The sequence below is a fragment of the Pseudoalteromonas piscicida genome (assembly GCF_002744175.1).
In the GTDB taxonomy this organism is placed as follows: domain Bacteria; phylum Pseudomonadota; class Gammaproteobacteria; order Enterobacterales; family Alteromonadaceae; genus Pseudoalteromonas; species Pseudoalteromonas piscicida_B.
The window spans coordinates 118,726-143,845 of record NZ_NKHF01000023.1 but is presented as its reverse complement, the minus strand read 5'-3'; the positions used below and the strand labels follow the sequence as shown (position 1 = coordinate 143,845).

At 42.4% G+C, this 25,120-nt stretch carries 18 protein-coding genes; 5 read left to right on the top strand and 13 right to left on the bottom strand.

The genetic code is table 11. The features are described from left to right. Positions 1 to 57 precede the first annotated feature (57 nt). From CEX98_RS05025 to CEX98_RS05015, 3 genes are all read left to right on the top strand, one after another. Positions 58 to 528 carry a hypothetical protein gene (locus CEX98_RS05025; protein ID WP_099641021.1) on the top strand — a complete coding sequence of 157 codons (471 nt, stop codon included), beginning with the start codon at positions 58 to 60 and terminating at the stop codon, positions 526 to 528. A gap of 224 nt (positions 529 to 752) precedes the next feature. Further along, positions 753 to 1,409, top strand: coding sequence for a hypothetical protein (locus tag CEX98_RS05020; RefSeq protein WP_143484322.1), 657 nt, complete (start codon positions 753 to 755; stop codon positions 1,407 to 1,409). Further along, entirely contained in the window at positions 1,399 to 2,190 is a 792-nt protein-coding gene (locus CEX98_RS05015; protein ID WP_099641019.1) for a hypothetical protein, read from the top strand. The genes CEX98_RS05020 and CEX98_RS05015 overlap by 11 nt, the downstream gene beginning before the upstream one ends. 124 nt (positions 2,191 to 2,314) lie before the next feature. Here CEX98_RS05015 and CEX98_RS05010 read toward each other — a convergent pair whose 3' ends face one another. The 8 genes from CEX98_RS05010 to CEX98_RS04975 form a co-directional block, all read right to left on the bottom strand. Further along, the gene (locus CEX98_RS05010; RefSeq protein WP_143484321.1) at positions 2,315 to 2,908 is read right to left on the bottom strand and encodes a hypothetical protein; all 594 of its coding nucleotides are present in this window, start codon (positions 2,906 to 2,908) and stop codon (positions 2,315 to 2,317) included. 177 nt (positions 2,909 to 3,085) lie between these two features. Then, on the bottom strand, positions 3,086 to 3,514 hold the full coding sequence (locus tag CEX98_RS05005) for a hypothetical protein (RefSeq protein ID WP_099641017.1): 429 nt from the start codon (positions 3,512 to 3,514) through the stop codon (positions 3,086 to 3,088). Further along, the gene (locus CEX98_RS05000; RefSeq protein ID WP_099641016.1) at positions 3,508 to 10,851 is read right to left on the bottom strand and encodes a toxin TcdB middle/N-terminal domain-containing protein; all 7,344 of its coding nucleotides are present in this window, start codon (positions 10,849 to 10,851) and stop codon (positions 3,508 to 3,510) included. The genes CEX98_RS05005 and CEX98_RS05000 overlap by 7 nt, the downstream gene beginning before the upstream one ends. Positions 10,852 to 11,175: 324 nt before the next feature. Then, positions 11,176 to 11,637 (bottom strand): hypothetical protein, encoded by a 462-nt coding sequence (locus CEX98_RS04995; RefSeq protein WP_143484320.1) that lies wholly within the window; start codon positions 11,635 to 11,637, stop codon positions 11,176 to 11,178. Positions 11,638 to 11,959: 322 nt separating this feature from the next. Then, entirely contained in the window at positions 11,960 to 13,198 is a 1,239-nt protein-coding gene (locus tag CEX98_RS04990) for an ATP-binding protein (protein ID WP_099641014.1), read from the bottom strand. Positions 13,199 to 13,205: 7 nt separating this feature from the next. After that, positions 13,206 to 13,895, bottom strand: a complete 690-nt coding sequence (locus CEX98_RS04985; protein ID WP_099641013.1) for a response regulator — start codon at positions 13,893 to 13,895, stop codon at positions 13,206 to 13,208. Beyond that, positions 13,895 to 14,284 (bottom strand): DUF3019 domain-containing protein, encoded by a 390-nt coding sequence (locus CEX98_RS23435; protein WP_099641012.1) that lies wholly within the window; start codon positions 14,282 to 14,284, stop codon positions 13,895 to 13,897. The genes CEX98_RS04985 and CEX98_RS23435 overlap by 1 nt, the downstream gene beginning before the upstream one ends. Then, a complete protein-coding gene (locus CEX98_RS04975; RefSeq protein WP_242441627.1) occupies positions 14,274 to 15,149 on the bottom strand; it encodes a MipA/OmpV family protein in 876 nt (291 codons plus the stop codon). The genes CEX98_RS23435 and CEX98_RS04975 overlap by 11 nt, the downstream gene beginning before the upstream one ends. 211 nt (positions 15,150 to 15,360) lie before the next feature. On the opposite strand from CEX98_RS04975, the gene CEX98_RS04970 reads away from it, so the two are divergent. Further along, positions 15,361 to 17,367 carry a beta-propeller domain-containing protein gene (locus tag CEX98_RS04970; protein ID WP_099641010.1) on the top strand — a complete coding sequence of 669 codons (2,007 nt, stop codon included), beginning with the start codon at positions 15,361 to 15,363 and terminating at the stop codon, positions 17,365 to 17,367. Between the two features lie 91 nt (positions 17,368 to 17,458). Here the strand turns inward: CEX98_RS04970 and CEX98_RS04965 are convergent, their stop codons facing one another. From CEX98_RS04965 to CEX98_RS04950, 4 genes are read right to left on the bottom strand one after another with little or no spacing between them, the layout of a single operon-like run. Continuing rightward, positions 17,459 to 18,712 carry an ATP-binding protein gene (locus CEX98_RS04965; protein WP_099641009.1) on the bottom strand — a complete coding sequence of 418 codons (1,254 nt, stop codon included), beginning with the start codon at positions 18,710 to 18,712 and terminating at the stop codon, positions 17,459 to 17,461. Further along, positions 18,712 to 19,404: a response regulator transcription factor gene (locus CEX98_RS04960; protein WP_099641008.1), complete on the bottom strand. Its 693-nt coding sequence runs from the start codon at positions 19,402 to 19,404 to the stop codon at positions 18,712 to 18,714. Before CEX98_RS04960 ends, CEX98_RS04965 begins: the two co-directional genes overlap by 1 nt. 8 nt (positions 19,405 to 19,412) lie before the next feature. Further along, positions 19,413 to 19,784: a DUF3019 domain-containing protein gene (locus CEX98_RS04955; RefSeq protein WP_099641007.1), complete on the bottom strand. Its 372-nt coding sequence runs from the start codon at positions 19,782 to 19,784 to the stop codon at positions 19,413 to 19,415. A 10-nt stretch (positions 19,785 to 19,794) separates the two neighbouring features. After that, positions 19,795 to 20,586 (bottom strand): MipA/OmpV family protein, encoded by a 792-nt coding sequence (locus CEX98_RS04950; protein WP_099641006.1) that lies wholly within the window; start codon positions 20,584 to 20,586, stop codon positions 19,795 to 19,797. A gap of 246 nt (positions 20,587 to 20,832) precedes the next feature. Here CEX98_RS04950 and CEX98_RS04945 point away from each other — a divergent pair, with 246 nt between their 5' ends. Further along, positions 20,833 to 21,990 (top strand): serine hydrolase domain-containing protein, encoded by a 1,158-nt coding sequence (locus tag CEX98_RS04945; RefSeq protein WP_099641005.1) that lies wholly within the window; start codon positions 20,833 to 20,835, stop codon positions 21,988 to 21,990. A 46-nt stretch (positions 21,991 to 22,036) separates the two neighbouring features. Here the strand turns inward: CEX98_RS04945 and CEX98_RS04940 are convergent, their stop codons facing one another. Next, positions 22,037 to 25,072: a TonB-dependent receptor domain-containing protein gene (locus tag CEX98_RS04940; RefSeq protein ID WP_099641004.1), complete on the bottom strand. Its 3,036-nt coding sequence runs from the start codon at positions 25,070 to 25,072 to the stop codon at positions 22,037 to 22,039. Positions 25,073 to 25,120 lie beyond the last annotated feature (48 nt).

Genomic DNA, 25,120 nt, shown 5'->3' with positions numbered 1-25,120 from the left:
CTCAGCAATGGCATAGAGTCCCATATGTTTACAAAGGAGGGGCCGCTGGTTTAGGTTATGGGACCGCATCAGCTTCCTCAAATTAATATGTTTGATAAATTGATATCGTTATTTAAAAAAGGTGATGACTCGCTCAATGTTCTTGAGTCAGAAATATTAGACAAAGTTGTTGAGGTGTTGTCATCTCAATATTCAAATATCTTAAAAAAAAGAATTAAATCGATAAATCTTGTGCAGAGAATCGATAACAATATGGAAGTAAATTGCTTTGAGATGTCTAATGGCAAGGCTATATTGAGAACCGAGCACAGGCTTATCAATGATTCAGGTGAAGCAGTATTAGCTACATTTGCTATTAATAAGGACTCTATGGAGCCGGTTAGTGGCAAGCTTTGGTTGGTACAAGGTGTTTTCTTTTCTATTGAGTTTGATTCACCTCCAAATAATTTAACTGAAAAACCAAACTATAGTATTTCTATAAGTTTGGCAGATTGTTTTAAGACTAAATCAGGGACAGAGCCCAATTAAATGTTTGGGAGCAACCTAATCCAAACAAACGAAAGCCTGCGAGAGCTGGGTTTCTTTTATCTGGCTTTTAGCTTTGGCGCTTCGCTTCCTTTGGTTTGTGCCTAGAGGAGGAGACGGAAGCTACATTAGGAGCACATGCTGTTAGTGGTGGATTACTGTCGGATCTTCAAGGTGGTAATTTCGGCCACGGTTTTTGGATTGCTGGCATCATGACAGGTGTTGGTATGGTTAACTCACCTGCTAATGGTGCTTCAATGAGCCAAATAACAGGTCGTGCAATAATCCAAGCGATGGTCGGTGGTTCATTATCAAAAGTAACAGGCGGAAAGTTTGCAAATGGAGCGTTAACGGGGGCATTTTCAAGATTGTTGAATGATGACGCTGTGAAAGTAAAACGACCAACATTTAGTTCTGATGATGAAAGATTAAGTGACCTAGTGGCTTCAGCAAATAAGCACTCTGAAAATGGAGATTATGATGGCTTGTTACCAGAAGGTGCAGATGGAAATATATCATTAACAGTAGATCCTACAGTAGATCCTACAGTAGATCCTACAGTAGATGCGAAAATGTCGCCTACAAGTATTAATGTAATTGGTATCAATCCTTCAACTCTAGAATTTTCAACTGAAGCTCAAGCATGGATGATAGGTCATGAGGTTTCCCACATAGGAGATTTATATACAATGTATTCAACTCCGAATAAGTCTGCCTTGACGGGACCAAAAGAATTAAAAGCTAGTGAGATTAAAGCCTACAATTGGTCACATGCTAATGTTGATAAGTTTTTTAGTGGATTTAGACTGCAACTTCATTATAAGCAGCAGTCTTTAAACCAAATTAGCTGTTACAGAAGTACAGGAGCATCTTGTGCGCATTAATTTATTAATTTTTTTAACTGTTGTAGCGAATGCATTATTTAGTACAGCATGTGTTGGAAAAGATTCCATTAAAATTCAGCACGACATTCAACATGATGTAAAAAAAGGCGACTTTGTTCATGTTTACACGGAAATTGACAGTGTGGTTAATGGTGACTTGATCTTTCAATTTAATGTGGATGAGGCACATTGCCAACCTGTTAAGCAAAATAGCGAAGTTAAAAGATATCCATTTTCGGGATCTGCTTCTTCAACAAATTATGTCAATAAGACCTTAAACATTCACAAATCATTATCTCTTGCAGCTTATCAAGTAGCGTGGCCTTGCAATAATCTAAAAATGTTTATTATTGAAAAAAGCTCAAAACGAATCTTATCCACTTATTTGATTGATGAAGCAAAAAATGATTCCGCCATTTTTAACGAGAAGTTTTACGCTTCAGTAGTGGTTAATGATTACATTAGAGGTGAGTTGCTAATTGTTAACAACACGAATGAGGAAGTTGAGATAACGAATATTGATATTTATCCAAATTGCAAAACACTAAAGAAACTAGGTAACATGATTTACAGCTTTGAAATTGGAAATAAAAGCCTGAAGCCCTCTGAGTTGTTATATGTGATTCAAGAAAGTGAAATAAATGATAGCCAGAGTATAATAAGCTCATGCAACCCCAGAGCAAGTTATGACTCCATTCGTAATGGCGAGGTGAAAAAGCATATATTGGAAGCAACTTCCATAGGCCGGATCATGCCCAGAGAAAAAGTAAAAATGTATTAACTTATCACTATAGCTGCTTTATTCCACTTTAAACTCAACTACATTACTGTCAAAATAATGGGTAACCCCTTAGCTTTCCAGTCAATTAATTATTGCATTAGATTTTAAGTTCATGCTTTCCCGTCTAACTATCTGGAGGCTCGCCCATACCAATCACTAGTCTACCTTGCTCTGTCGACGGGTAAACACTTATCCAGCCTGTCTCATGGAAAACCAGTATATGCTTATTTATTTTATCTATATAAACATCAAGTTTGGATGGTGGATGATTTAATGCTGCTATTACACTCATCACATCTAGCCACAAATCAACGAAATGCTCACTACAAATTGGTAGTAGTTTGCGAAGCTTAGATATTTTTTCAAGCAATATCTCAAAGCTATCAGCTTGTTTACTATGAAAAGGAGCTGGGCTTACTGTATAACTTACCTCATATTTTGAGTGTTCATAAATATTTGATATAAAAACATCTTCGCCAAATTGTATTGCTTCTGACTCTTTAAAATCCGCTTTTGCCATTAAGACTTCCCTACCAAAGAGCTTGTTTCTGACCGTATCTACACCAAGCTGTTGATATGGGAAATCTTGTTCACTGCCATAATGAAATCTTGTAAATGCCAGTTCATTTATTTTATCTTGACAGGCAATAGCTTGATTTATAAATACTCCAATCAGAAGTGCAATCCCTCTTACCAGCATCGCATCGTTTCTCCACACTTTGGTGCTACATCTCGGATATAAGACATTTCAATGTTGTTTATCACTTTCATAAAAGAGTTAGATTTTCCATAATATTGATCCGCTGTTACAGTAGCGCTCCATACCCCAATTGATTGAAAAACGGGTAACTGTCAGGTCAAGTCTGAGCTAGTACAACTTATCACTATAGCTGTTTTACTCCACTTTAAACTCAACTTCATTACTGTCAATATGCTCTTTCTTATCCCAATCCATATAGCGAAACTTAACTTTATAGCTTCCTTTCTTAAGAGTAAACCGTTCAACTAACCAATCAATTGTTACCTTGCCACCATAAATATTATGTCTATTTATTTTTACTCTCTTACTATGTGACATATCGAACCTACTAACTATAGTTAAAATTTTAATATCTTCACCACTTTTATCTGTCACGATAGGGCAAATATTCGCCATTTGTTCACAAGAACCTGCGATAAAAGTTTCAGGATAGTACTTATCTGAAAATGAGTTATTTTCGAAAAAGTAATAAAAGTTTTCTCCTTTTTTTAGTGAAATAAGCTCTATTGCTTCGGCCCTAAATAAAAACAACATAAAAAAAGAAATTACGACCCTAATTAACATGATATCCCCCTGGAGGTTCTATTTTCCACATGAATGTTCACGCAGTTACTATACCTATTACTCTTTAAAAGGTTGACTTGACGACTGGTTAAACCGAAATGCTTACTGTATTTAAGCTCAGAGTCATAAGCATTAATCTCCATTAACCTAATTGTCTCGGCCCCAAATTGGCCTGAATATCTAATCCCATCTTTTATATGAACCATTTCATGAAATAGAGTAGAACCTGTAAAGCCAAGCCCCTCTTGTAATGTAGCTAAACTTATATGTACTCCACCATTTTCAACTACACCATAGTCTCTTAGATCTCCATCAAAATTAGGGTAGAAGTATTGTCCCTTATCCTCAACATCAATTCCCCAATAGCCTGCTGCAAAATTTAAAGCTTGTTGATGATAATCTGAATTATCTTCTCTAATTCCTCTTTCAACTAGGTCATTAAATGTTTTTTCAGCCCGCTTATGCTTCTCAACTAAGCCACCCTTTTCAGCATTATACCACCACTGCATTGCTGAGGTGACCGCACCATTGGCAAACTTACCACCGGTGATTTCTGATAATGTACCACCTACTAGCCCCGCAATAGCCGTTCTGGTATAGGCATTACCGAAGTTGGTGGTTTGTGGATTCATAAACCCTTTCATGCTGGTAGTCACCAAGGAGCTGACAAACCCATGACCGAATTTGCCGCCTTGCAGCACAGATGTAATACCGCCAACTGCGGCATGAGAAGCAACGTTAGCTGCGGCTGTCCAGCCACCAGCATCGAATGACAAGTTCCCCCCGATTGCAGTAGAGGCCATAATGGTAAGGTCTGAAATAACCATAGCTTTTAGCGCTGCTCCAAAGCTGCCAGTGACCGCGTAGGTTTTTAGACCTTGATATAAGGTTAATGCCCATGGCGCATAGGCACCTAATGCGATACTGACGGCCGCATCCAAAATTGGAATTTTCGCAATCGCTTTGAGTAGTGAGCTTAACCCTGTGATTTTCATCAACTTCTTCAAGAAGTAACCGCTTGGATCGTTGTAAGTCAAAGGGTTGTTCAGCACATAGCTATAGCGGTTATGACTTTGGGTTAACTCTGGGAATTGTACAAAAGGGTCTGCCTGTAAAAAGCGGCCTAGGTTGGCGTCATAAATTCGACCATTCATATGCACAATATCGAGCTGCTCCACCTGCTCATGGCCAGTAAAGGCACGCATCTGTGTCAATGGAAGCAAACTGCCACTCATTTCTGAGGTAGCGTACACCTGCTGTTGTTTGCCCCATGGATCGTAGATATATTGTGCAATGGCGTTGCCGCTGTCATTGGTCACCAAAACTGTCGAGCCTAACATGTCGCTGTGCGCCACTTGGACTTTCTGTGCTTGCCCTTCAATTTGACTTATTACTACTCCACCAACGTACCAGCGATGCTCAATTTGTGAGGGCAGTGCTCCGCCTTGATTGTCTTTACCACCCGATTGTTTAATTAGCTCATAAGCCTTTCCAACATAATACACTTGCTTCGTTTGTACGCTGCCATTTACAGATTGAACGTCTTTACGGAAGTAGCGATGACCAGACTCGTCGTATCTAAACTCAGTATTGGTGTTACCTTTTGTGATTTTATATGGCTTGTCAAATTGAGTGTAATAAAAACGGCGCTCCCCATCATTGGTGATGTTGCCATGATTATCGTAGGACATTGAATAGCTACGCTTACCAGTTGCACCAGACACAGATACTAACTGATATGGATTGTTACTATTGGTATAGTGATATGTACCAACATTGGTATTGCTGCGAATATTGCCATAGTCATCATAACTATAAGTTTGGTTAGCCAAACGTAAAGAGACACCATACCGCGTGCTAGCGTGACTGACAGAGCGAGTTTCAAGACGCTGAAGACCATTGTTTTCATAACCAAAAGCTTCTGTGAATTTAAAGGAATCACCACCGACGCCCGGCTCATAATAATCACTAATACGATGACGAGTTGTACCACGGATGTCATGTTTATAGTTAACAGTATAAAGGGTCTGGCTTGCATTTGAGATTGTTATGGAGTCTATAAAGGCGCTATCTCTTTCGAACGCTTGTGTGCGAGAAACGCCACCAGAAAAGGTTTGCTTTGTAATACGCCCTTGAGCATCAACACTGTCAATTTTACTCAACAATTTGTTGGTCATGGCATCATAGTTACTCACCAACTGACCGTTGTTATAATAAGACTTAACAAACATGCCATTAGGTAGTGCTATTTGGCTGATTTGGCCATTTTCGTTGTAGCTCGTAATTGACTTAAACTCGCCACCTGAATTGCGTGTGATGCTGGTTTCTGGGCGTCCATGCTCATCAAAGGTGATATGTTTGCTGATACTTGCAGTAGCGTTGGCAATAAGGCTCGCGCAGCTTTGTGTTGAGTCCGCTACGCGGAATTGATAAGAATCGGTCAGCTTACCTATATTGTGGGCCGATTGACTTTTACCGTATACCAAACAGCTTATTAGAGCGTTATTTGCAGTCGCTTTATCAAGCTGAACCGTACGTACTACTTGGCCTAGAACATTGTAGCTGGTTGACTTGGTTTCCGTGCGCCCGTTTACCTCTTTAATAACCTCACCAAACCCATTGTAGTAAAACTGCCAACTGCCTCGACTCGGGTCTTCAATCTTAATCTTTCTACCGTAGCGGTCGTAATGGGTTTTAGTTATGGTTTCTGTAAATTGCCGGTTGGCGGCATTATAGACGCTATTTGCCGTGCTAACTAAATCTCCGAATGCGTTATACTTGAATGTAACGCGATTAACCGTATCGACATTAGAGCCTGAATAGGGGTCTGTTTTGTATAAAACTCTTCCGAGCACGTCTTGCTTTTCATCGCGCTTGTAGGTTGCAGCACTGTAACCATCGTTACTTCCACCTACGTCAATTGTACGCGTTATATGGCCAAGGTATTCGACACGCGTTTCTTTTCCGCTTGGTAGTAAGGTTTTAAATATCCGGTTATAACTATCAAAGTAATAACGGATCGGTTGCGGTGTTTCCCCCATCCTGTAAGGCAGCGTCTTTGTCGCTGGATTATTGTCTTTGTCATAGGTTATGTCTTCATACGCCGTGCTACCATCAACTAGCGCTTTGGTATTTCGAACATTACGGCCATATTTATCAAACACTTCGTATTGAGGAGCAACGCCTGACTGCGTCATTTTATTGTAGTAACGACCATTGACAGAGGCACATAATGCACTACCGCTACAAGCTAAGGTTTCTACTTTTTGATAAGTACCATCAGAAAATACGGTTTCGACAGCCTCACCCCATTGGTTGTAACGTTGTGTCTTTGTCGTGCCATTTGGACTGGTTTCCGTTGTAGAAAAAATCAATCCATCTGGGTTAGTCACCCCGTTATATAAATAAGTCACGGTCTGTCCCTGTGAATTTGACTGAGCAATGACAAGCTCACCTGAACTGTTGTAATCCGTGTAGGTTGACCGTGTTTGAGAGCCTGCTTTGACGTCTGTTTGTTTCACATTTCCAAACGCGTCGTAATGGTAGGTTTTGGTATACTGATTGCTGGCGTCACAATGATTGCTATTAGTGCGGCTGGTTGCAACCCCTGAGCACTCCGGCGACACGGTTTCACTTTCCAGCATCAAGTTATCATAGTAGGTAAATTCGGTTTTACGCGTTAAATCTGACCTTGATTGACCATTTACTGCATATTGATATTGCCTAACAGCAGTGGACTTTAAGCGTCCATATCTAAGCTGTTCAGAACCCGTATAGTAAGTGTTTGTTGTTGTGGTTGAGTGAGCTACATTCCAGCTATCATCACCATTTGAAGCCGGTGTATAGGTGAGGATAGAGCTACCCGTTAAATTCCCCCATTTATCACTGAGCCCCACATCATAGCGGTTGGTTTTGATGGTGCGTTTGATTGGGCGGCGGATGCCATCCGAACCGATTTGCCAACCTTTTTCATCACTTTGGCTAAGGTAGACAAACAGGGCGCCTTGTTTATCCGTATGATATTGCCAATTAGTTTTTGCATGGGTAATGAGCTTGTCACCAGCATATGATTTTGTGAATTTAGGCTTGCCCGTCAGTGGCCATGTTTGGTGGTAACGAGTCGTGGTTTTTATGTTGGTTTGAGGGTCTGTCGTTTCAATTTCATAAAACCCTTGAGGACCACGTCCTAGCTTATCAATCTTAAAGCCAGAGTACTTATACTCTACACTAACTTGCTCTGTTCCATTGCCGCTACCATTTGAGTCTGAACTAACGCTATTTACTAACCACATGCCAAATTTAGGTGAGAAAAAGTTCGCGTTCACTTTACCCAAAGTGTTAAAAGCTGGTAAGTGAGTGTATACCTCTTGACTAGAAAGAGGTTGGTATTGAATATCCGTTTCAACACCAAAGCCATTGGTGACTTTCGTGAGTTTATGAGATGCGACACTGGCGTTGAGCATATTATTACGGTAGTGTACAAAACTAGCGTTGCCCGTCAGCGCTGAACTACTGCGTAGGATATCTACTAGCCCATCACCGTCAATATCACCTACTTTTAGTGTATGATCTGTGCCACTCAAACCACCACCAACCTTAGTTACAGTATAAGCAATACTAGAAGAGCTCGCCGTTTGCCCAGTCCAAACCGTGGCCTGCATGCCATCAGTATAAGTTGTTGGTCTCCAGACGTAACCTGGAGGACAATGTTGCTCTGAAGAAGCCGCTTGTGAGTTAAGAGCTGATGCTTCAACTTCTTGCATTCTAGGATCGTGTTCGCCAGTCCAGTGACAATATCCGTGGCGAAGTACTACTTGGGTATGATTTAATGCGATAATGTCAGTGATGCTATCCTGATTTACATCGGCAAAATAAACATTACCACGGTATTTATCTGTTGCCATGATAGCTGGCAGTATGGAGAGACTCTTGGCTGATTGTAATGGAGTAGATGCATCGCCTGTAGACAGACGATATTGCCAACCTGCATTTTTCTTTGCAAAGACTAGATCAACTAGACCATCACCGTTTAAGTCTGCAAAGCGCATATCGTCGACATTGCTAAAGTCGTACTCAAATTTACTGTATTCGTCAGTTCCTTTACTTAGCAGCAGCTTATACTTATGAGCAACATTAGTACCAGGGCATCCTGCATAATTGTTTATTGGTCTGTATTGAGTTGTCAGCTTGACGATAAAGTCTGATACACCATCGGCATTAATATCAGCGCTTTTTGTAAATTGGCTTGCGATAGAGTAAGAGTGAGCACAGCCCTGGTTTGTTCTAGAGGGAGGGAAATCATTTGCAGTAAACTCATAGAAATAATTGATGGCTCCATAGTCGCGGCCAATTGCGTTATTCGCTTCAATATTCTTGCGGTATCCAAGCTTTCTGCCGGAATTGGTCAACCAATCAGAAAGTCCGTCACCATTGATATCAACCATCATACCTTTGTTATTGTATAGTGGTGAAATCTCAACCGGTGAACTAAATGATAGTTTTTCTTCACGAGTTCTGGGAGTACACAGACCGGGCCTTAATTGTCGAACGGTTTCGATAGAGCGCTCATCAAACCTATCTGAACAATCTAATTCTGAGAGAGTGCGGGTGGCTGGTTGGTAGGCCTTAGCAAACCATTTAGTAGTGGAGCCACTGGTTTGTGCATAGAGAATATCGGTATAGCCATCGCCATTAACATCCGCTAGCTTAAAGTCATTGACTGATTTTAAATTAGAGGTGATCACATCTGTATCACTGCCAGTGATTCTAACAGTCAGTGTTTTACCTGTGCTATTTGTGTATATAAAATCAGAGCGACCATCACCGTTAAAGTCGGTAAGTAATGTTGTGGTTCTGAGCCCTGAGCTTTGCGTTGCCGCCGTAGCAAACCCAACATCGCTGACATCTTTGTTATATTGAAATGTAAGTGCATACTTACATGATTTGTCGGCACTAAACGACGTACACTCTTGAATACTATCTATATAGTCGTGCTTACTACCATCTCCGTTAATATTGTAGTAACGATAAGGCTGACCGCCACGAGTGACCTCTATACCTGAGATGCGTTTAAGGTTGGCCACTTTACCACCATAAGCATAGCCATGTTGTCTCGTATTGCGGTCGACGTAATCAAAGTTAACTTTTATCTTGCCATAAGCAATGCTGCTCAGCAGGTGATAGCCATACGTTGTGTTGCTGGTGTAGTGGTAAGTAATTTCGTTGCCAAAAGTGTCTTCAACTTGTTTAAGTGCCCAGGTATGTGCGCCTTTTTTTGTTACACCAGCAGGTTTGACATAGGCGTCGCTATCGTAAGGGAGTAATGTGTCACCGTAATATTTAATATCGCCATCTTTAGACTCAACGATAAACCCTTTTGGACCGGTATTATCGCCATCATTACCGACGGCTTTGATAGTCATAAAGTTTGCAAGCTCGGTACGATAAGTACTGTTCGCAGAACCATATGTACCACTTACCAGTATTAAGCGGTTACCATCTAAGCAGTAGCCGTCATCTTTACGCATTCCGACAGCTTGTTGTCTGCCGTCGGTTGCAATATTTTTGGTACATCGAGTGATTGCGGATGCAGCTGCTACATTCCAGCCATAGCCTGCGTTACCTGCCCCTGCTGCGGAGCTATATGTGATTGCGACAGAAGGTCTAATTCCACCTGGGCCCTTAGGTAACGCGACTGGCACATTGTAAGTTGCTTGGCCTGTTTCATCGACTCGAAATTCCCCTGCAGTTGTGTCTACTTTAGTTGCAGGTTCAATAGCCCCCTGACCCGCGTAAAGAAAAAGGCCATTGGCAGATGCTAAAAAGACATCTGAGCCGGACTTTACATCTAATCGACCATCACCGTTGACATCGACAAGCTGGTAGTCATTGTTTAAGTTTGAATTAGATGGCAGCTTAAGCGCACGAATAGCACCGGTCTTGGTGCTAATTGAAAGGAGGCTTGCATCATAGGATGAAGCACTATTGGTAAAAAATACATAGTCTCTTGAGCCATCGCCATCTATATCTTTCCAACGCATCCGGTCAGTTAACAAGGCATTGCGTTGCAGCCCTGCTCTCACGGAGTCAAAGTAATTTGAGGTGATAAACTCGCGCTGCCAACGACCACCACTGTAGCTTAGTTTGACGAGTCCCTTATGTGGATATACAAAAAGAGGAATGGCCGGTTCACTGGCAATCAATAAGAATTGTTTAGGTGACTCAATGTATATATTACCGTTGTCATCTTCGTAAACTGTCGGCGACTGAGCAGTGTTGGCATGACCAAATGCTGAAAATAATAACAGCAGGCCTATTATTAATTTTATTGTCTTCATATATCCCTACAAGACCTCCGAAATTAGATATGGTGTGTCAAACTAGCCAAAGTGAAATCATTCGTTCGTAAATTGCGCAATGATTATACCTAAAATAGGAAAGTGAACAAAGGATTAATAAAAGAAAATAAAATGTGGCTAAAATGAGTTGGGCCGCAGGTTCAAAAAGGGAAGGATAGTGCCTATTGATTTTATCTAAAAAAACAACAGGCAATCCACAGTATTCAGGGCTTATTGAAGTACCCAGCTGACTGCTAATCTGGGCTAGAAAAAGTGATCTTGATGACTTTTCGCTATGCCTTTTTGTGCTTTAAAGAGCGTGGGTTACTCTTGAATTGCGTATTTAATATTGGCCTTGAACGCTTCGACTTCAAGCGGTGCTTTATCATAACTATACTTTTGCATGTCAGCGATATGCTGGTGAAGCACCTTCGCGAAATTAGCACGTTCAATTTGCAGTACGTGAACCAATTCATGTGCAAGTTTAGGCCTATTTAACTCATATCCATCTCGAACATAAATAGAATAACCAAATACTTGGGCGTTGTTTATTATTCCCTCGCCAATAAACCCCAGAGATTCGCCCATTGCTTTTAATGCTTTATTTTCGATAGGAAAGGGAACGGTATCAAGATAGATAATACGAACTTTTTCAGGGTGTTTAATGCCAATTTCTTTAGCCAACGCTAGGCCATTTTTGTCCAACGGGTCGCCTATTTCTCTACCTTGCGATTCAATTTTTTGAGTCCAAGTTAAATATTGTTCTAGCAGTATCTGCATATCCATAGCGGGTTCCTTAGCTTGCGAAGTAGAACCGAATAAAAGGGCTGCAGACAGGAAAAAAGGCTTTATTGTCATTTTGAGTACCTAGTGTAAAGAGTGTGCTTTAAATACGACCCTGCATTAATGCTGAGCATGTGAGAGCTTTATCTTTCATTAATAAGGTAAGACTTATCGTTTTATAACTGCCAACCAATAAGTTACCCGATTAATTTACGTATATTCTAACGCTAAGCTCGGTTACGTAATTAAGCACAGTGGGATAAATTAATGCTTAGGGTAAACCACGTAGTTTCATTTTGATAGAAAAATTACAAGCATCAATGGGCTAAGTCTCGGTTTTATCGAATGTTAGCGTAAATTTAGCACCGCCCAACTCGGAAAACCCAACGTGACAACTGCCTTTATGCCAGATTACAATTTTACGCACGATAGCTAACCCGAGACCATAACCACCGTTATCTTTACTGCGACTTTCATCTAAGCGAGAGAAGGGAATAAAAACCGATTCCCACTGTGACTTTGGGATCCCGTCGCCATCATCCTCGATATGAAGGTAAGCGTTGCTTTTGTCACATTCAAGGCTAATTTCGATGTTTGAGCGACCGTACTTATCGGCATTTTGTACAATGTTTTGTATGGCTCGAGATAAATAATGTAGGTTGCCAGAGATGGTAACGGGGTGGCTCGTTTTATTGAACGTGATTGTTTTGTCAGTAAGCTTACTGAGTTTACTTATCTGGTCGTCGACAAGTTCACATAGGTTAAGTGGTGTTATCTCAAGCTTTTCTACTTCGAACTCTAACCGTGCGTAGGCTAGCATTTCATCAATCATGGCTTCCATTTCTACTACATCGTCCGCCATATCCTCTGCTTGTTCGCGGCTTTGGTCCGGTAGCATAGCTAGCGCAAATTTGAGCCTGGCAAGTGGCGTGCGTAAGTCGTGAGAAACGGCATTAACGAGTAGTTTTTGGTTTTCAATCAGTCTTGCTACTTGTGATGCTAAGTCGCGGATCTGCTCGGTTAAATTAGAAATGGCAGAAAAACGTGAACGCTTAGTATTGGCGGGAAGTTGACCTTGGGTCAGGCTCTTGGTGATATATCGCAATTGCAGTAAATCTAGCCAGAGCGGTCTTATCCATAACATGAGTATAAATGCCAATACAGCGTATGAGAGTATCTTGATGAGCCATTGTTTACGGGCGGCGGATGTAGCGGGAGCCAGTGGGCCGAGTTGTAACAGCAGCGTTGAGTCGGGCACTTTGAAAGTTAGCCAAGCGCTGCCCTCGTCGTCAAAGCTGGTTAGTATTCCACCTTGAACTAATGTGTTGGCTTGTTCTGGCAGCCAAGCAACATCATCCATATCGAGTATTTTGATGGTCTCTGACTCAGTTGGTAAGTTGCTGGGGGAAATACTGGATTTAAGTGTATTGGCAATGGTTTTGGCATGGCGCAATTCATCGGGTGCGGAGTGCACCCAATGAGACCAAATAGCTTCGCTTACTTGGTTGATAACAACAATGCTGGCAAACACAGCCAAATAGAGGCTGAGTAATAGTTTTAGCACAAATAAACTAACCCCATGCCGACTTAGAACATAGGTAACCTTTACCCCAAACGGTAATGAGTCGAGCAGGTTGTTCTAAATTGTCACCGAGTTTTTTTCGTAGACGGCTAATGCGTACATCAACGCTCCTGTCTAATCCGTCGTATTCGCGGCCAACAACATGTTTGTAAATATAGTCTCGACTTAGCGTTTCACCGGCATGGCCTGCAAGTGTCTTCAGTAAATCAAATTCATAGCTTGTGAGTTCAACCTCGTCTCCGGCCAAATAGACTTTACGGTCTGATTTATCGATCTGTAACTCCCCGAGGGTGATAGAGTCAGATTGCACTTCGTCGTTTTGCGTGCGTCTTAATAGCGCGTTGAGTCTTGCTAATAAAACATAAGGCTCTACTGGTTTGATAATGTAATCATCAGCGCCGATCTCCAGTCCTTTAACATGGTCAAAGTCGCTGTCTTTGGCGGTAAGAAATAGCACTGGACCGGTAAACTCGCTACGAGCAGCTTTACAAATAGAAAAGCCATCAAGGCCTGGGAGCATAATGTCCAAAATTAACAGATCTGGTTTTTCTGCTTCAATGGCTTTGATGGCGTTAATGCCATTGTGCAGTTGTACGACTTCGAAGCCGTTATGGGTAAGAAATTTTGCGGTTAGCTCCGCCAGTTTAATATCATCTTCAACGAGCAATATTTTGGCCATTAAAACACACTCCAATCGCTTCTGAGTTTGCGTCTATACTGTTGGTTGACGCTTGTGTGTACTTCAATATTCTGTGTAGCAATAACGTTATTTTGAGCATCTTTGAGGGTAAAGAGCATAGATTTTGAGAGTTGGATAAGTTGTGTCGATTTTGCCTCCTTGGCTTGCTCCCAGCATTGTAATTTTTGGTTTTCTTGAAATAGGCATAAGTTAATTGGCATGCTAGATTGCCAAGCAATTTTTGCTGTCATTTCACAGCGTTGCCCCGCTTGTTTTACCATACAAGTAATGGGCTTAATTTCTAGATTGACGCCGTTATTTGGTTTAGTTGAAGCTCGGCTGGGTACGCTGAAAATTATAATTATTATTAAGTACAGCCTAAAATTCATATTTTCCCCCGACAAACACTGTCGCGGAGTAACTATCCTCGACTATCGGGCTATCCGTCATAGCATCATCAAGCTGCTGATATTTAGCATTGAATTTAAAAGTCCATGATTTACTGATTGGATAAGAGTAGGCAAAGCTGACATAAGGCTGAAAGCTTGAACCAGCATCGTACCAAAGTTCGCGGTTGAGGGTGTCGGCTTTGTCTATACCGTAGTAGTAATCAACTAATTGTCTGCTTTTCCACTTAACCCCAGCTTTAATCAATGCATACGCGTTTGGAGATTGGTCAAACCGAAAGCGGTAGCTAACTCCAATATCAGCATTGTAACCTTGGTATGTATTAGTGATATCTGTGAGCCAAGAAGCGCTGATTTTGATCTCATCATTGACCAGCCAATGCGCTAATATGCCACTATCTAGTGCCCACTTTCTTGATTTAATATCATCAATCGAAATAGCCGTTTGTTCAGCAGCAAATTCCCCACCAGGTAGTTCATTGCTAGCGTCCAATGCCATTTTTTGGACGAAAATATTATTGGGATGGAACTTCTCGAAGTAGGCTTGCTCTGCGTTAAACGTTCCGATTAGGCTGAGATCGAACTTGTCTGTGTAGTAAAATGTGTAACCCAGCGTACCGTTATCTAAGAATACCTTGTCGCCGTAGTAACTAACGTAAGGTACAACAACTAACGGAATATTTTCCCCATCATGAAGTGGGTTGGTGATCACGCCAGCTCCAAGAGCGAGACCAAATTGCCATTTACCAACAGGCGTGCAGTCGCTGTCGTTAGCATCACATGGCACTGAGTTGGCGTTTACCTGAGCGCTAATGAGCAAGGCTAAGGCCATCAATAACTTATTCAACGTGGAACTCCGGTTTGGGTTGCGCTTTGTACGGGCTTTTATTATCGGTTATCAAGCAAAGCAGATTATTACGCTAAGTGTAATTTACCAGCCGCTGTACAAATTACCATAAAGGGTAACATTAAATAACAAAACAAGTTGCGAAGGTAACAGAAATACAGGCACAAAAGTTTAGGCTTATGTGGACGCTTAACTTACAAGGAAATATATCATGAACGGTAAAATTTGGCTGAGTTTTGGGCTTAGCGCAACCCTTTGTGCATGCGGTGGTAGTAGCGATAATGATGAAGATAAACTACCAGAGTTGAACGCGCTAAACACCAGCTCTGCACCACTACAATCGGCATCTTCTGAGCAATTTAGTCGATTCATCAAAAACGGTATTTTCGTAGCCAGCGGCGGCATGAACAATGGCGACGATGTCTTAGAAAACCCTCCTGCGGCCACAGACAACACACCATATTCTGGCACGAACCAATTAGTTGAAGGTGTCTTGGAAAGTGACCGAATTAAATTTGATGGCCGTTACTTATTTATAGCGGGCTCAACGAGTGTCGCGTATGAGGGAGAGGAAAACAAAACCTTTGTACGGGTACTAGATACGGATCTTACAAATATCCCAACTCAAGTCAATGAACTTGTGGTGTCGAACTCGGAGTTTGCCAATCAAAACCTCTATCTACAAGATACTCAGCTGATCAGTGTACTAATGGATTACGAGTTTAGCTTTGCTGAAGATATTGCAGATCAAGATGTTCAGCCCGCAGTGAATTATCAAGGCGTGATTGAGTTGGCTTTTAGTGATGTTTCTTTACCGGCACAGGCTGAAGTTGAAAAGCGTTACCAAATTGATGGAACATTGGTCGGCAGCCGGCTGATTGGCGATAAACTGTATGTGATTGCTGACCATACACTGAGTTTTAGCGACTTTAATCATGCGGATAAAGTGGCCAGCTACCACCAGTTAATGAACAGCAACATTAATGACTTATTGCCAAAATTTAGAGACTTACAGCAAGAAAACTCAGTACCTTTAGTGGCGGCAGATAGTTGTTATTTGCCTACAGATGCGACCGAAAAAGACGGTTACAATGGGCTAACTACAGTAACGGAAATTGACATCCATAACCCAGATGATGTCCAAACCACCTGTGTGAGTACTCAAACGTTCGGCTTCTATATGTCTGCAACTGCGGTTTATCTCTATAATTATTCGTTTGATGATAGCACCGATGAGGCGAGTACCGCGGTATGGGAACCAAAAGGGTTGGTGCTGCACAAGCTTCAGCTGAGCGATGAGGGAGTGACATATCAAGCAACTGGTACTGTGGCAGGGCAACTTGCTCAAGCGAGTAACAAGATGGCCGCCACTCGGTTTGATGAAAAAGATGGCGCTCTGCGGGTTGTGACGAGTCAATACAATACCGACATTGGCAATCGCCACCAATTATACATTCTTAAACCACAAGGAAATGAACTAAAAACGGTCGCAACATTGCCGAACAGCCAGCATCCGACACCGATTGGAAAAGTAGACCCAGATACTGGTTTGGTAGAAGAAGATGTTTATGCCGTGCGCTATTTTGACGATACGGCCTACATTGTCACCTTTAGGCAGATAGATCCGCTCTATGTTATCGATTTATCAAGCATAGCAGAGCCCAAAATTACAGGCAGTTTAGATATTCCGGGTTTTTCTTCCTACTTACACCCCGTTGGTGACGGGTTACTATTAGGAGTCGGGCAGCACCTTGGTAATCCTGATGAAAACGTACAGCCCGGCACCAAAGTGAGTTTGTTTGATGTGGCAAATCCTGCCGAACCAAAGCTCCTAAAAGCCCATACATTTGCTGGGGGATTTACACCGCTAGAATACGATTACCGCGCCCTAGCAATGCTAAAGGACAACGATGCCGTAACACGGTTTACGCTACCCATTGTTTATTGGAACACCGAGCAAATCAACGGCTCTAGTTACAACTGGTATATGCAAAACGATCTGGCGGCGTTTGAGATTATCCAAGGGGTAGATGCCACGCTTACCTATCGTGGTAGTAGCCGCGCGGCCTTATCAACGCCAATGGATAGTGAAAAAACCTTGGGTTACACCGAAGCGGATAGGGGACTTATTCAAGGTGATAAACTGCTTTATATCCATGGTAACTACGTGTGGCAGAGTAATTGGCAAACGCCTGCTGACAACAGTGGACCACATTAATCTAACTCCCTACGAATATTAGGTTGTTGTACACTGTTTTGTTGCCAAGTGGTGAACTGTAGCACTGCTTACCACAGCTTCAGAGTTAACGTTACTTTTGCTGAGTCTGTATCAGCGAAACAGTGATTTTGGCCCCGCCCAGCGCGGGGCTTTTTTGAATTACAAGGGTACCGCCAAAACGAGTCACTATACGTTGCACAAAGGCCAAGCCAATGCCGTACCCTGATTGCGATTGAGAATCATCGCGATAAAATGGTAGTAACACTTTGTCTCGAACCTCGTTACTTATACCTATTCCATCGTCTTCAATAATAAGCTTAACCTTGTCATTATCGACTCGGGTTTCTAGTGATATTTTAGCGTTGGCATATTTTATCGCGTTAGATAATAAGTTATTGATTAGCATGCGTAAGTACTGACCTTCACCGATGACCCAGCAAGGTTTTGACGACAGTTTTAGTGTTAAGCCCTGATAGTGGGCGTTATAGGCTAACAGGCGAGCCATCGCATTCAAGTCAACAGGCTGAAGTTCCACGTCGTCAAGGCGGTGCTGCAATCTTGCGTAATCTAAAATAGCATCAATCACTTGCTCCATTTCATCAAGGTTTTGGTTGATCCTATCTTCGTACTGTGCCCGCAGCTCATCATCATGAGTTTCAACCAGTGTATCTAGCCCCATTCTTACCCTTGCAAGTGGCGTACGTAATTCATGAGAAAGTCCGCTGCTTAATAGCTTCATGTCAGTCATTAACCCGGCTATTTGCCGTGCCATTTGATTAAACGCTTGCTCGATATCCTTTAAGTACCATACCGTACCGACTTGCACGCGGGCGTTGAGTTTGCCTTTACCTAGCTGATGTGCGGCATTTTTGAGCTTTAACAGTCTGGCAATAAATGGGGTTAAAAAGGCGACGACAACAACGATAACAATAGCGTAAAATAACAAGGTCATGAGCAGACCATATTTAGTTTGTAATTGCTTTTGCATTGTTAAAATATAGACATTTTCTTGGCTTGTAAGTATGCAAGCACTTACTGAAGATTCGCTTTCGAGGTATATAAACCGCTGCTGAGAGAGTTTGCGGCTTAAGCTCACAGGCAGTGGATAGTCGGTTCTTGGTACAAGTTGAGCGGTTAGTGTTTGGTGCAGTGGGATCGTAATAATTTGTGATTCAGGTATGTTGTCTTTGGCCATTGCGGCAATAATTGGTGCGGTTGTGCTAAGTGGATCGTAGTGGGCTTCATTATTCTCTGAGGATGAGGCGATAAGCGTGTCAAATATCAGACCTGTGATAACGCTTGCGAGCGTTAATATGGTAAGCAAAGCAAACACGAAGCGCCACATTACCACACGTCCTTCGCCAACTGATATCCTTTACCCCATACCGTCTTGATTTTAAATGGGTTTTGGCCATCATCACCTAGCTTCTTTCTCAGTCGCGAAACACGCAAATCTATAGAGCGGTCAAACCCATCGTAATCAAACCCTCTGAGTGCTTTAGTAAGCTCATCTCGGGTAACAATTTTTCCGGCTTTACTGGCAAGTACCCAAAGCGCATCAAACTCATTGCTGGATAAGTTAACTGGTTGCCCAGCAAGAGTAACGCTTCTGTCTTCTTTATTGATATAGAGAGCACCAAACTCAAGTGTTTGTTTGGGAAAGGTATCTTGAGGATGATGGCGCCTTAATAGCGTTTTTATGCGAGTTTCTAATAATCTGCCTCTTACTGGCTTTTTGAGATAGTCGTCAGCACCCATCTCTAAGCCAATAATTTCATCAATTTCCTCATCCCTTGCTGTTAGCATTAATATTGGGATGCTTAGCGACTGACGCAGTTGTTTGCAGACTTCAAAACCATCTAAACTTGGCAGCATGCCATCTAAAATCACCAAATCGGGAGGACAGGCTAAAACGTGCTCCAGCCCGTCTTGACCATCATGATATAGCCGCACTGAAAATCCCTTGGTAGAGAGGTAATCACTCAGCCACTGGGCTAATTCTTTATCGTCTTCTATTAGGACTAACTGGGCTACCACAACTACTCCTAGAAAAGTCGCCAACGCACGGCGTTACTTTTTTGTTGTTTGAACACCCAAGCATATTGCAGCGTATAGCTTGCGAGAATATCCTTGTTATCTTCTAAGGTAATGAGCAAATCTTTCTCAACTAAAATCTCGCCTTGCCAACTCGCGGCTTTTTGCTGCTGCCAACAAACCAGCTCTTTTTCATCTGCATGGAGACAAAAGTTACCAGTCACAGAGGTTTGCCAGGTCACTGAGAGGTCGATAAAACATTGCTGACCTTGTTCGAGCGCAACACATTGCCCTGGTTTTACGGTCCATACGGGGACGTTAACTTCTTCTTTCGCTTGAGTTTGCATTGCCAGTAGGGCTAAGCCAAATAGTCGTTTTTTCATATTTAGCTCCTTAAAATATGTAGCTAAGTGACAAGCCAATGCTTTCACCATGCTCAATTCTATCGTTAAAACTGACAATTGCTTTAGTGATAGGACTATCCATAATACCTGATGCATATTTGGTGTAGCTGACGTGGCCATCGACTATCCAATTTTCTGTTAAAGCGCGTGAAAATCCGAGCTTTATCCTAAGATTAGCCCCGCCTTTGGCATCGTAACCTTTAAATGGTGCGCCACCGTAGTAATAATCTAACATAGCCGAGTTTCGGTATTGTGCACCGACTGCGCCATAAAAGTGCCAGTTTTTGTATTGCCAGGGTTTAGAGAACCATAATGAAGCGTAGCGACCATCTGAATAATCTGAGTTAATCACTTTTGGTGCAACAATAGCTCTAATTTGTAAGCCAAATACATCCCCTGTAGCTCTTACCCCAAGATAAGACGAAGTGTTTAGCTCATAGCGAGTCCCGCCAAAACGGTAATTTATTCGCCCATGAGCGGTTGAGAGTAGGGCATCAAATTCCCAATTTTCTGTTTCATAAAACTGATAACCGAGTGCAAGTGCTGGGTCAAACTTCTCAGCGCGGCCTGGAAATTCGACAAATAGACCATTACTAAAATAGTAGGCGCCATGTACAGTGGGCGAAAACGAGGTCTCGGCATTATTGTAAATATCGCTGTTGTAATTTATCCCGTAACCAATGGCCAAATAGCCGTGACCTTCTTTTTTTGCGTCAGTGCTTTTGGCCTGCGCTGCACTTGCGGCCATAAGCACGGCTGCAATCAATAAATGTGTTTTCATAGCAATTTCTATTAGTTATTAATTTGCTAGTTACTGTAGTGGGTGTAAGCGAGTATAGCTGTATCGACTTTCTGCAAGTTGTATCGAATTGTATCCAGCTTGTTCTGGCCTACCATAATGGTCTGTCATTATGCCTGAAAATAAAGGAAGTCGTTACTGTTTGATACATTTTGAAAAAGTCAGAGACAGCATGGCGTACATACCTTAGTTATTGTTTTATCACTTAAACGAAACGAGGTATTTCTCATGAGAACACTAAAACTGGTCACATTATTGTGTGGTGGACTGTCGTTATTTGGCTGTAATGATAGTCAGTCGACGTCGAATGATAACTCGAACCCTGTCTCTCCTTCTGTTGCGGTAGTTGATTTTCAAGGAATGCTTGAACAAAGTGTTGAAGCGGGTATCCCAGGTATTGTGCTTTATATCGATTCACCTTCAATTCAATTTCAAGGTGCTGCAGGGTTAGCAGATAAAGAAAACACTATACCCATGACCACGGACGCTAGGATCCCAAATGGCAGTGCGGGGAAAAAAGTAACTGCGCTCTTAATGGCGATGTTGCATGAACAACAGTTATTAGATCTAGATGCACCGATAAGTGACTATTTGTCTGATGAACTTTTACAACAGATAGAAAACGGTGACGAAATGTATGTTCGGCAGTTACTCAATCATACGGCTGGATTATATGATTATCTCAATGATGCCAACGGTGAATTTTTTGCTGCAGTATTACAACAGCCAGACTTAATAAAAACGGACAGCTTTGCACTGCGGTTTGCCCTCAATCAAGACGCCAATTTCAAACCCGGAGCTGCGTGGAAATATTCTAATACCGGGTATTTATTGGCGGGCCTAATTATGGATAAAGTTTTGGGAGAGCATCACTCAAAGGCGATGCGTGAGTATATCTTTGAACCATTTGGCTTAAGTAGTATGAGTTATGGAGGAATCGAAAAGGCGTTTGGTGAAATTGCATCAGGGTACTTTGTTGATGATGAGGGCAATGAAATTAATACGCAGCCTTACTATGCCAATATCGGTGTGGCTGATGCACCGATTGTATCGACGGCTAAGGATCTTGGTGACTTATTTAAAATCATAATAACGAGCCCAGATATTCCCGCTAAGGTACGTGAGCAGTTGCTAGGCGAATCTGTATGGGTGGATACTGATGTCACCGGACAGCAATACAGCATGGGTATCTTTAGTGAGCACGTCGGAAATGAACCTGTTTATCATCATAACGGTGCTGAGATTGGGTACGCGACGTTAAATTGGTATCTGCCGTCAAAAAACATGGTTATGAGTGCGATTATTAATTGCCAAGGCTACAACCAATGCAATGCAGAGATTGACAAAATCTCAGATAAGTTACGCGATACACTTTTTGGTTTGTAAAGATAAGGGGCTACTCAGTGGTAGCCCCTCGGATCAATGCAGAAGTTTAAAACTGGTATTTCGCCCCAATAAATGCAAAGCGTCCAACACCGGAGCCATAAGCACTATCGAAATTACCTCTCCCCCCATTAATAAACGGACCTTTTTCATCGAATAGATTGTTGATCCCGCCGTAAATCGAGAGGGTACTAGTATTATTAAGATCCATCTTATAGTTTACGCTAAAGCTATGGGTGATCACCGATGGTAATGCGCCTTGCCAAAGCGACTCTGGGTTGGCGATACAGGTTGCTTCACCTGTTGCACAGCGCTTGTTATTTTTCTCGATAGCGGTTTGCCAGTCTTCATACCTTGAGCGACTCGCTTCTACAGCGCCTTTATATTTTGTACTAAAGCGTACACGCCAATCATTCTTATACCAAGTCAGCGCAATTGCTCCTTTATCTTCGAAGATATCCGTGCTGAGGTAGCCTTCATAAAGGTCTTCGTATTGGCCATCAGGACCCGTACTGGTGATAGAGTACTCAATAACGTGTGTCCAATCGGCTTTCACCTTAAAGCTACCGTAATCGCTAGCGTCATACACATATTCTAATGCGATATCGTAACCTTTAGTGCGGATCTCATCAGTGTTGATGACACGTTGATTGACTTCATAGATCTGCCCTTCTTCATCACGTTTAACATCACGACAAAACTCGTTACTGTCACCGAATGTCAGCGATGAAGCGTAACAGAACTTGATGATGTCTTCGTTAGCAAGCGAGCTTACCGCATCATCAATTTGAATATCGTAGTAATCTAGCGCAATTCTAAAATCCGGTGCAAAGGAAGGCGCTAAAGATAAACCAATGGTGATGGTATCTGCGGTTTCTTCAAACAGTTCGCTATTTCCTGAGTTGGGTGAATAGCCGTTATTTTCGTCTTCAAAAGTACCTTCAGCGGCGATAGCTGCTTGTATTCCCGCATCTTTACGGCAATTGTCATGGCCTGCATCTGTTGACGTTGCAGTAACACCATCACAGATATCATCAAAGCTATCATAGTCGCCGCGAGGAGGTGACATCAGCTCGGTGATTGTCGGTGCTCTCATGGCTCGAGCCCAGTTTGCACGAATGGAGTAACCTTCGATTGGCTCATAAATAAAGCCAGCCTTGTAACTTTGGATTAATCCCGTATTTGCCCAACTGTAATCTGCGATACGAGCAGAGACCTCGCCGCTAAGCGATTTTGCCATTGGCGCATCTTTTAATAGCGGTAACGATAATTCACCGAAGATTTCACGAACACTGACATCGCCTTCAAATGTGGGCACATAGTTAAACGTTACGCCACCATTTGGCACGTTGGTCGATACGCTCTGTGTATCTTTTCTGTATTCAAAACCAAATGCTGAGCCAACTGAGCCAGCTGGCAGTTCAAAAAGGTCGCCGGTGATAAAGCCCGACAGAGTTAATTGTTTAATGTCTGTTGTAATCGAAGGTGTTGCTCTAACATAGTCAGCGGCTTCAGGTGTAATCGCGCCTTCACCAAAGAGGTTAATGGGAATACAGCCTTGGTTACGTGCTTGCTCATCCTTACACTGAATTGTACCGTCTGCTAATCTTTCGGCATTAAGCGCTTGTTTAACCCGAGCGACGTAAATTTCGTTGCTGCGATTTTGTTCTTGCTTAAATTTACCAAAACCAACTGATACATCCCATTCCCAGTCATCCCATATATAGCCTCGCAGGCCTCCCCATGTTCTGATAGTAGTCCTTTCGTTGTCGTTGATGATATTGCCGACTTCAGAAAAGAGACGATCCCACTTTACGCCTTTTGAACTCGCTTCAGCGCGAATAGCCTCAGGCATGTAGGGGTTGTCGTATGGAATTCGACCCATACAGTCTGAACCAAATTGGTTATTTGTTGGGTCATAAGTGACAATCGCATCACATTCATCTTCACTTTCTGGCGATTTTACGTTTCTAGAAGTGTTACGACTGTATTGCAATTGAAAATAAGCTTCTACGCCTGTATCAAACTCATACTCTGTTTTTACTGCGGCTGAGAGATCCTTATCTGGCACCTTTAGCATGGTAAACTGATCAAAGTTGATACCATAACGCTCTTCGTGCCAATCGTCTCGCAAGGTTGTGCCGTCAAACCAAAAACCAGAATCAGGTTTATAGCTACTGGACTCATCAAAAACACCACCAGGAATGGAGTCACTTAGGCTTCTCCATTGCGATTGTTCTATATCTCTCATGCAATGGTAGGCACTTTTGGTTTCGGGGTCATAGTTTGCTGTAAGCATCGCGTTGCACATGCGATCTTCATCGTAATCCCAGCTGCTCTGTTGTTGAGCGCGTTTTCTATCCCAATAACTCAAGCCTTTTTCTTCATCATAGGTGGCACTGACGAACAAGTAGCCTTGGCCGTTGCTAAAGCTAGTACCGTAGTCAGCGTTTATCGTATATTCACGTGCTCCGCCCTCAGTACTTTCTCCTCCACGAGCGCTAAAAGTAACGCCCTCTTTGTCTTGTTGCGTGATAATATTGACCACGCCTGCAATCGCATCAGAACCATAAGCTGCCGATGCGCCTCCAGTAATGATTTCAACTCGGTCGACCATACCTTTAGGAATAGTTGAAAGGCTAACGTAGTTTCCTGAGTAGCTGTTTGAAACCACTCGGCGACCATCGATTAATGTGAGTGTTCGACTAACACCTAGCTCACGTAAGTCTATGGTAGAAAGTCCTGTGTTTTGCACACTGCTTTGTGAGTTGCCATTCCCTGTGCCTTCACTAACTTGTGGCATTTCTTCAAAAAGAATATCTGAAAGCGAACCAAACCCGGCATCATTAAGTGATTCAGCGTTCATTGTCGCGATAGGTGTTGGCACAGAGAAGCTGTCTCGTTTGATCCGAGAACCTGTGATGACGATTTTTTCTACCGCTGGTTCTTGGTCTGGGGATTTAGTTTGTATATTTTTTTTTGCGACTTGCTCACGCTCAATACTTTGCTCTTCAGCGAGCGCTGTATTGCAGCAGACGAGTGCGATGGATAGTGCAAGTGGCTTTATTTTGCTGTTTGGCGACACGGTGATCCCTCTTTCTGATTGTTGTTGATTTATTAGGGCTTGCAAAGT

What these genes read in the sequence shown, in the direction of transcription:
- CEX98_RS05025 (WP_099641021.1), top strand. Translation starts at nt 58, where the DNA reads ATGGGACCGCATCAGCTTCCTCAAATTAATATGTTTGATAAATTGATA.
- CEX98_RS05020 (WP_143484322.1), top strand. Translation starts at nt 753, where the DNA reads ATGGTTAACTCACCTGCTAATGGTGCTTCAATGAGCCAAATAACAGGT.
- CEX98_RS05005 (WP_099641017.1), bottom strand. Translation starts at nt 3,514, where the DNA reads ATGTTAATTAGGGTCGTAATTTCTTTTTTTATGTTGTTTTTATTTAGG.
- CEX98_RS05000 (WP_099641016.1), bottom strand. Translation starts at nt 10,851, where the DNA reads ATGAAGACAATAAAATTAATAATAGGCCTGCTGTTATTATTTTCAGCA.
- CEX98_RS04995 (WP_143484320.1), bottom strand. Translation starts at nt 11,637, where the DNA reads ATGGATATGCAGATACTGCTAGAACAATATTTAACTTGGACTCAAAAA.
- CEX98_RS04985 (WP_099641013.1), bottom strand. Translation starts at nt 13,895, where the DNA reads ATGGCCAAAATATTGCTCGTTGAAGATGATATTAAACTGGCGGAGCTA.
- CEX98_RS23435 (WP_099641012.1), bottom strand. Translation starts at nt 14,284, where the DNA reads ATGAATTTTAGGCTGTACTTAATAATAATTATAATTTTCAGCGTACCC.
- CEX98_RS04970 (WP_099641010.1), top strand. Translation starts at nt 15,361, where the DNA reads ATGAACGGTAAAATTTGGCTGAGTTTTGGGCTTAGCGCAACCCTTTGT.
- CEX98_RS04965 (WP_099641009.1), bottom strand. Translation starts at nt 18,712, where the DNA reads ATGTGGCGCTTCGTGTTTGCTTTGCTTACCATATTAACGCTCGCAAGC.
- CEX98_RS04955 (WP_099641007.1), bottom strand. Translation starts at nt 19,784, where the DNA reads ATGAAAAAACGACTATTTGGCTTAGCCCTACTGGCAATGCAAACTCAA.
- CEX98_RS04950 (WP_099641006.1), bottom strand. Translation starts at nt 20,586, where the DNA reads ATGAAAACACATTTATTGATTGCAGCCGTGCTTATGGCCGCAAGTGCA.
- CEX98_RS04945 (WP_099641005.1), top strand. Translation starts at nt 20,833, where the DNA reads ATGAGAACACTAAAACTGGTCACATTATTGTGTGGTGGACTGTCGTTA.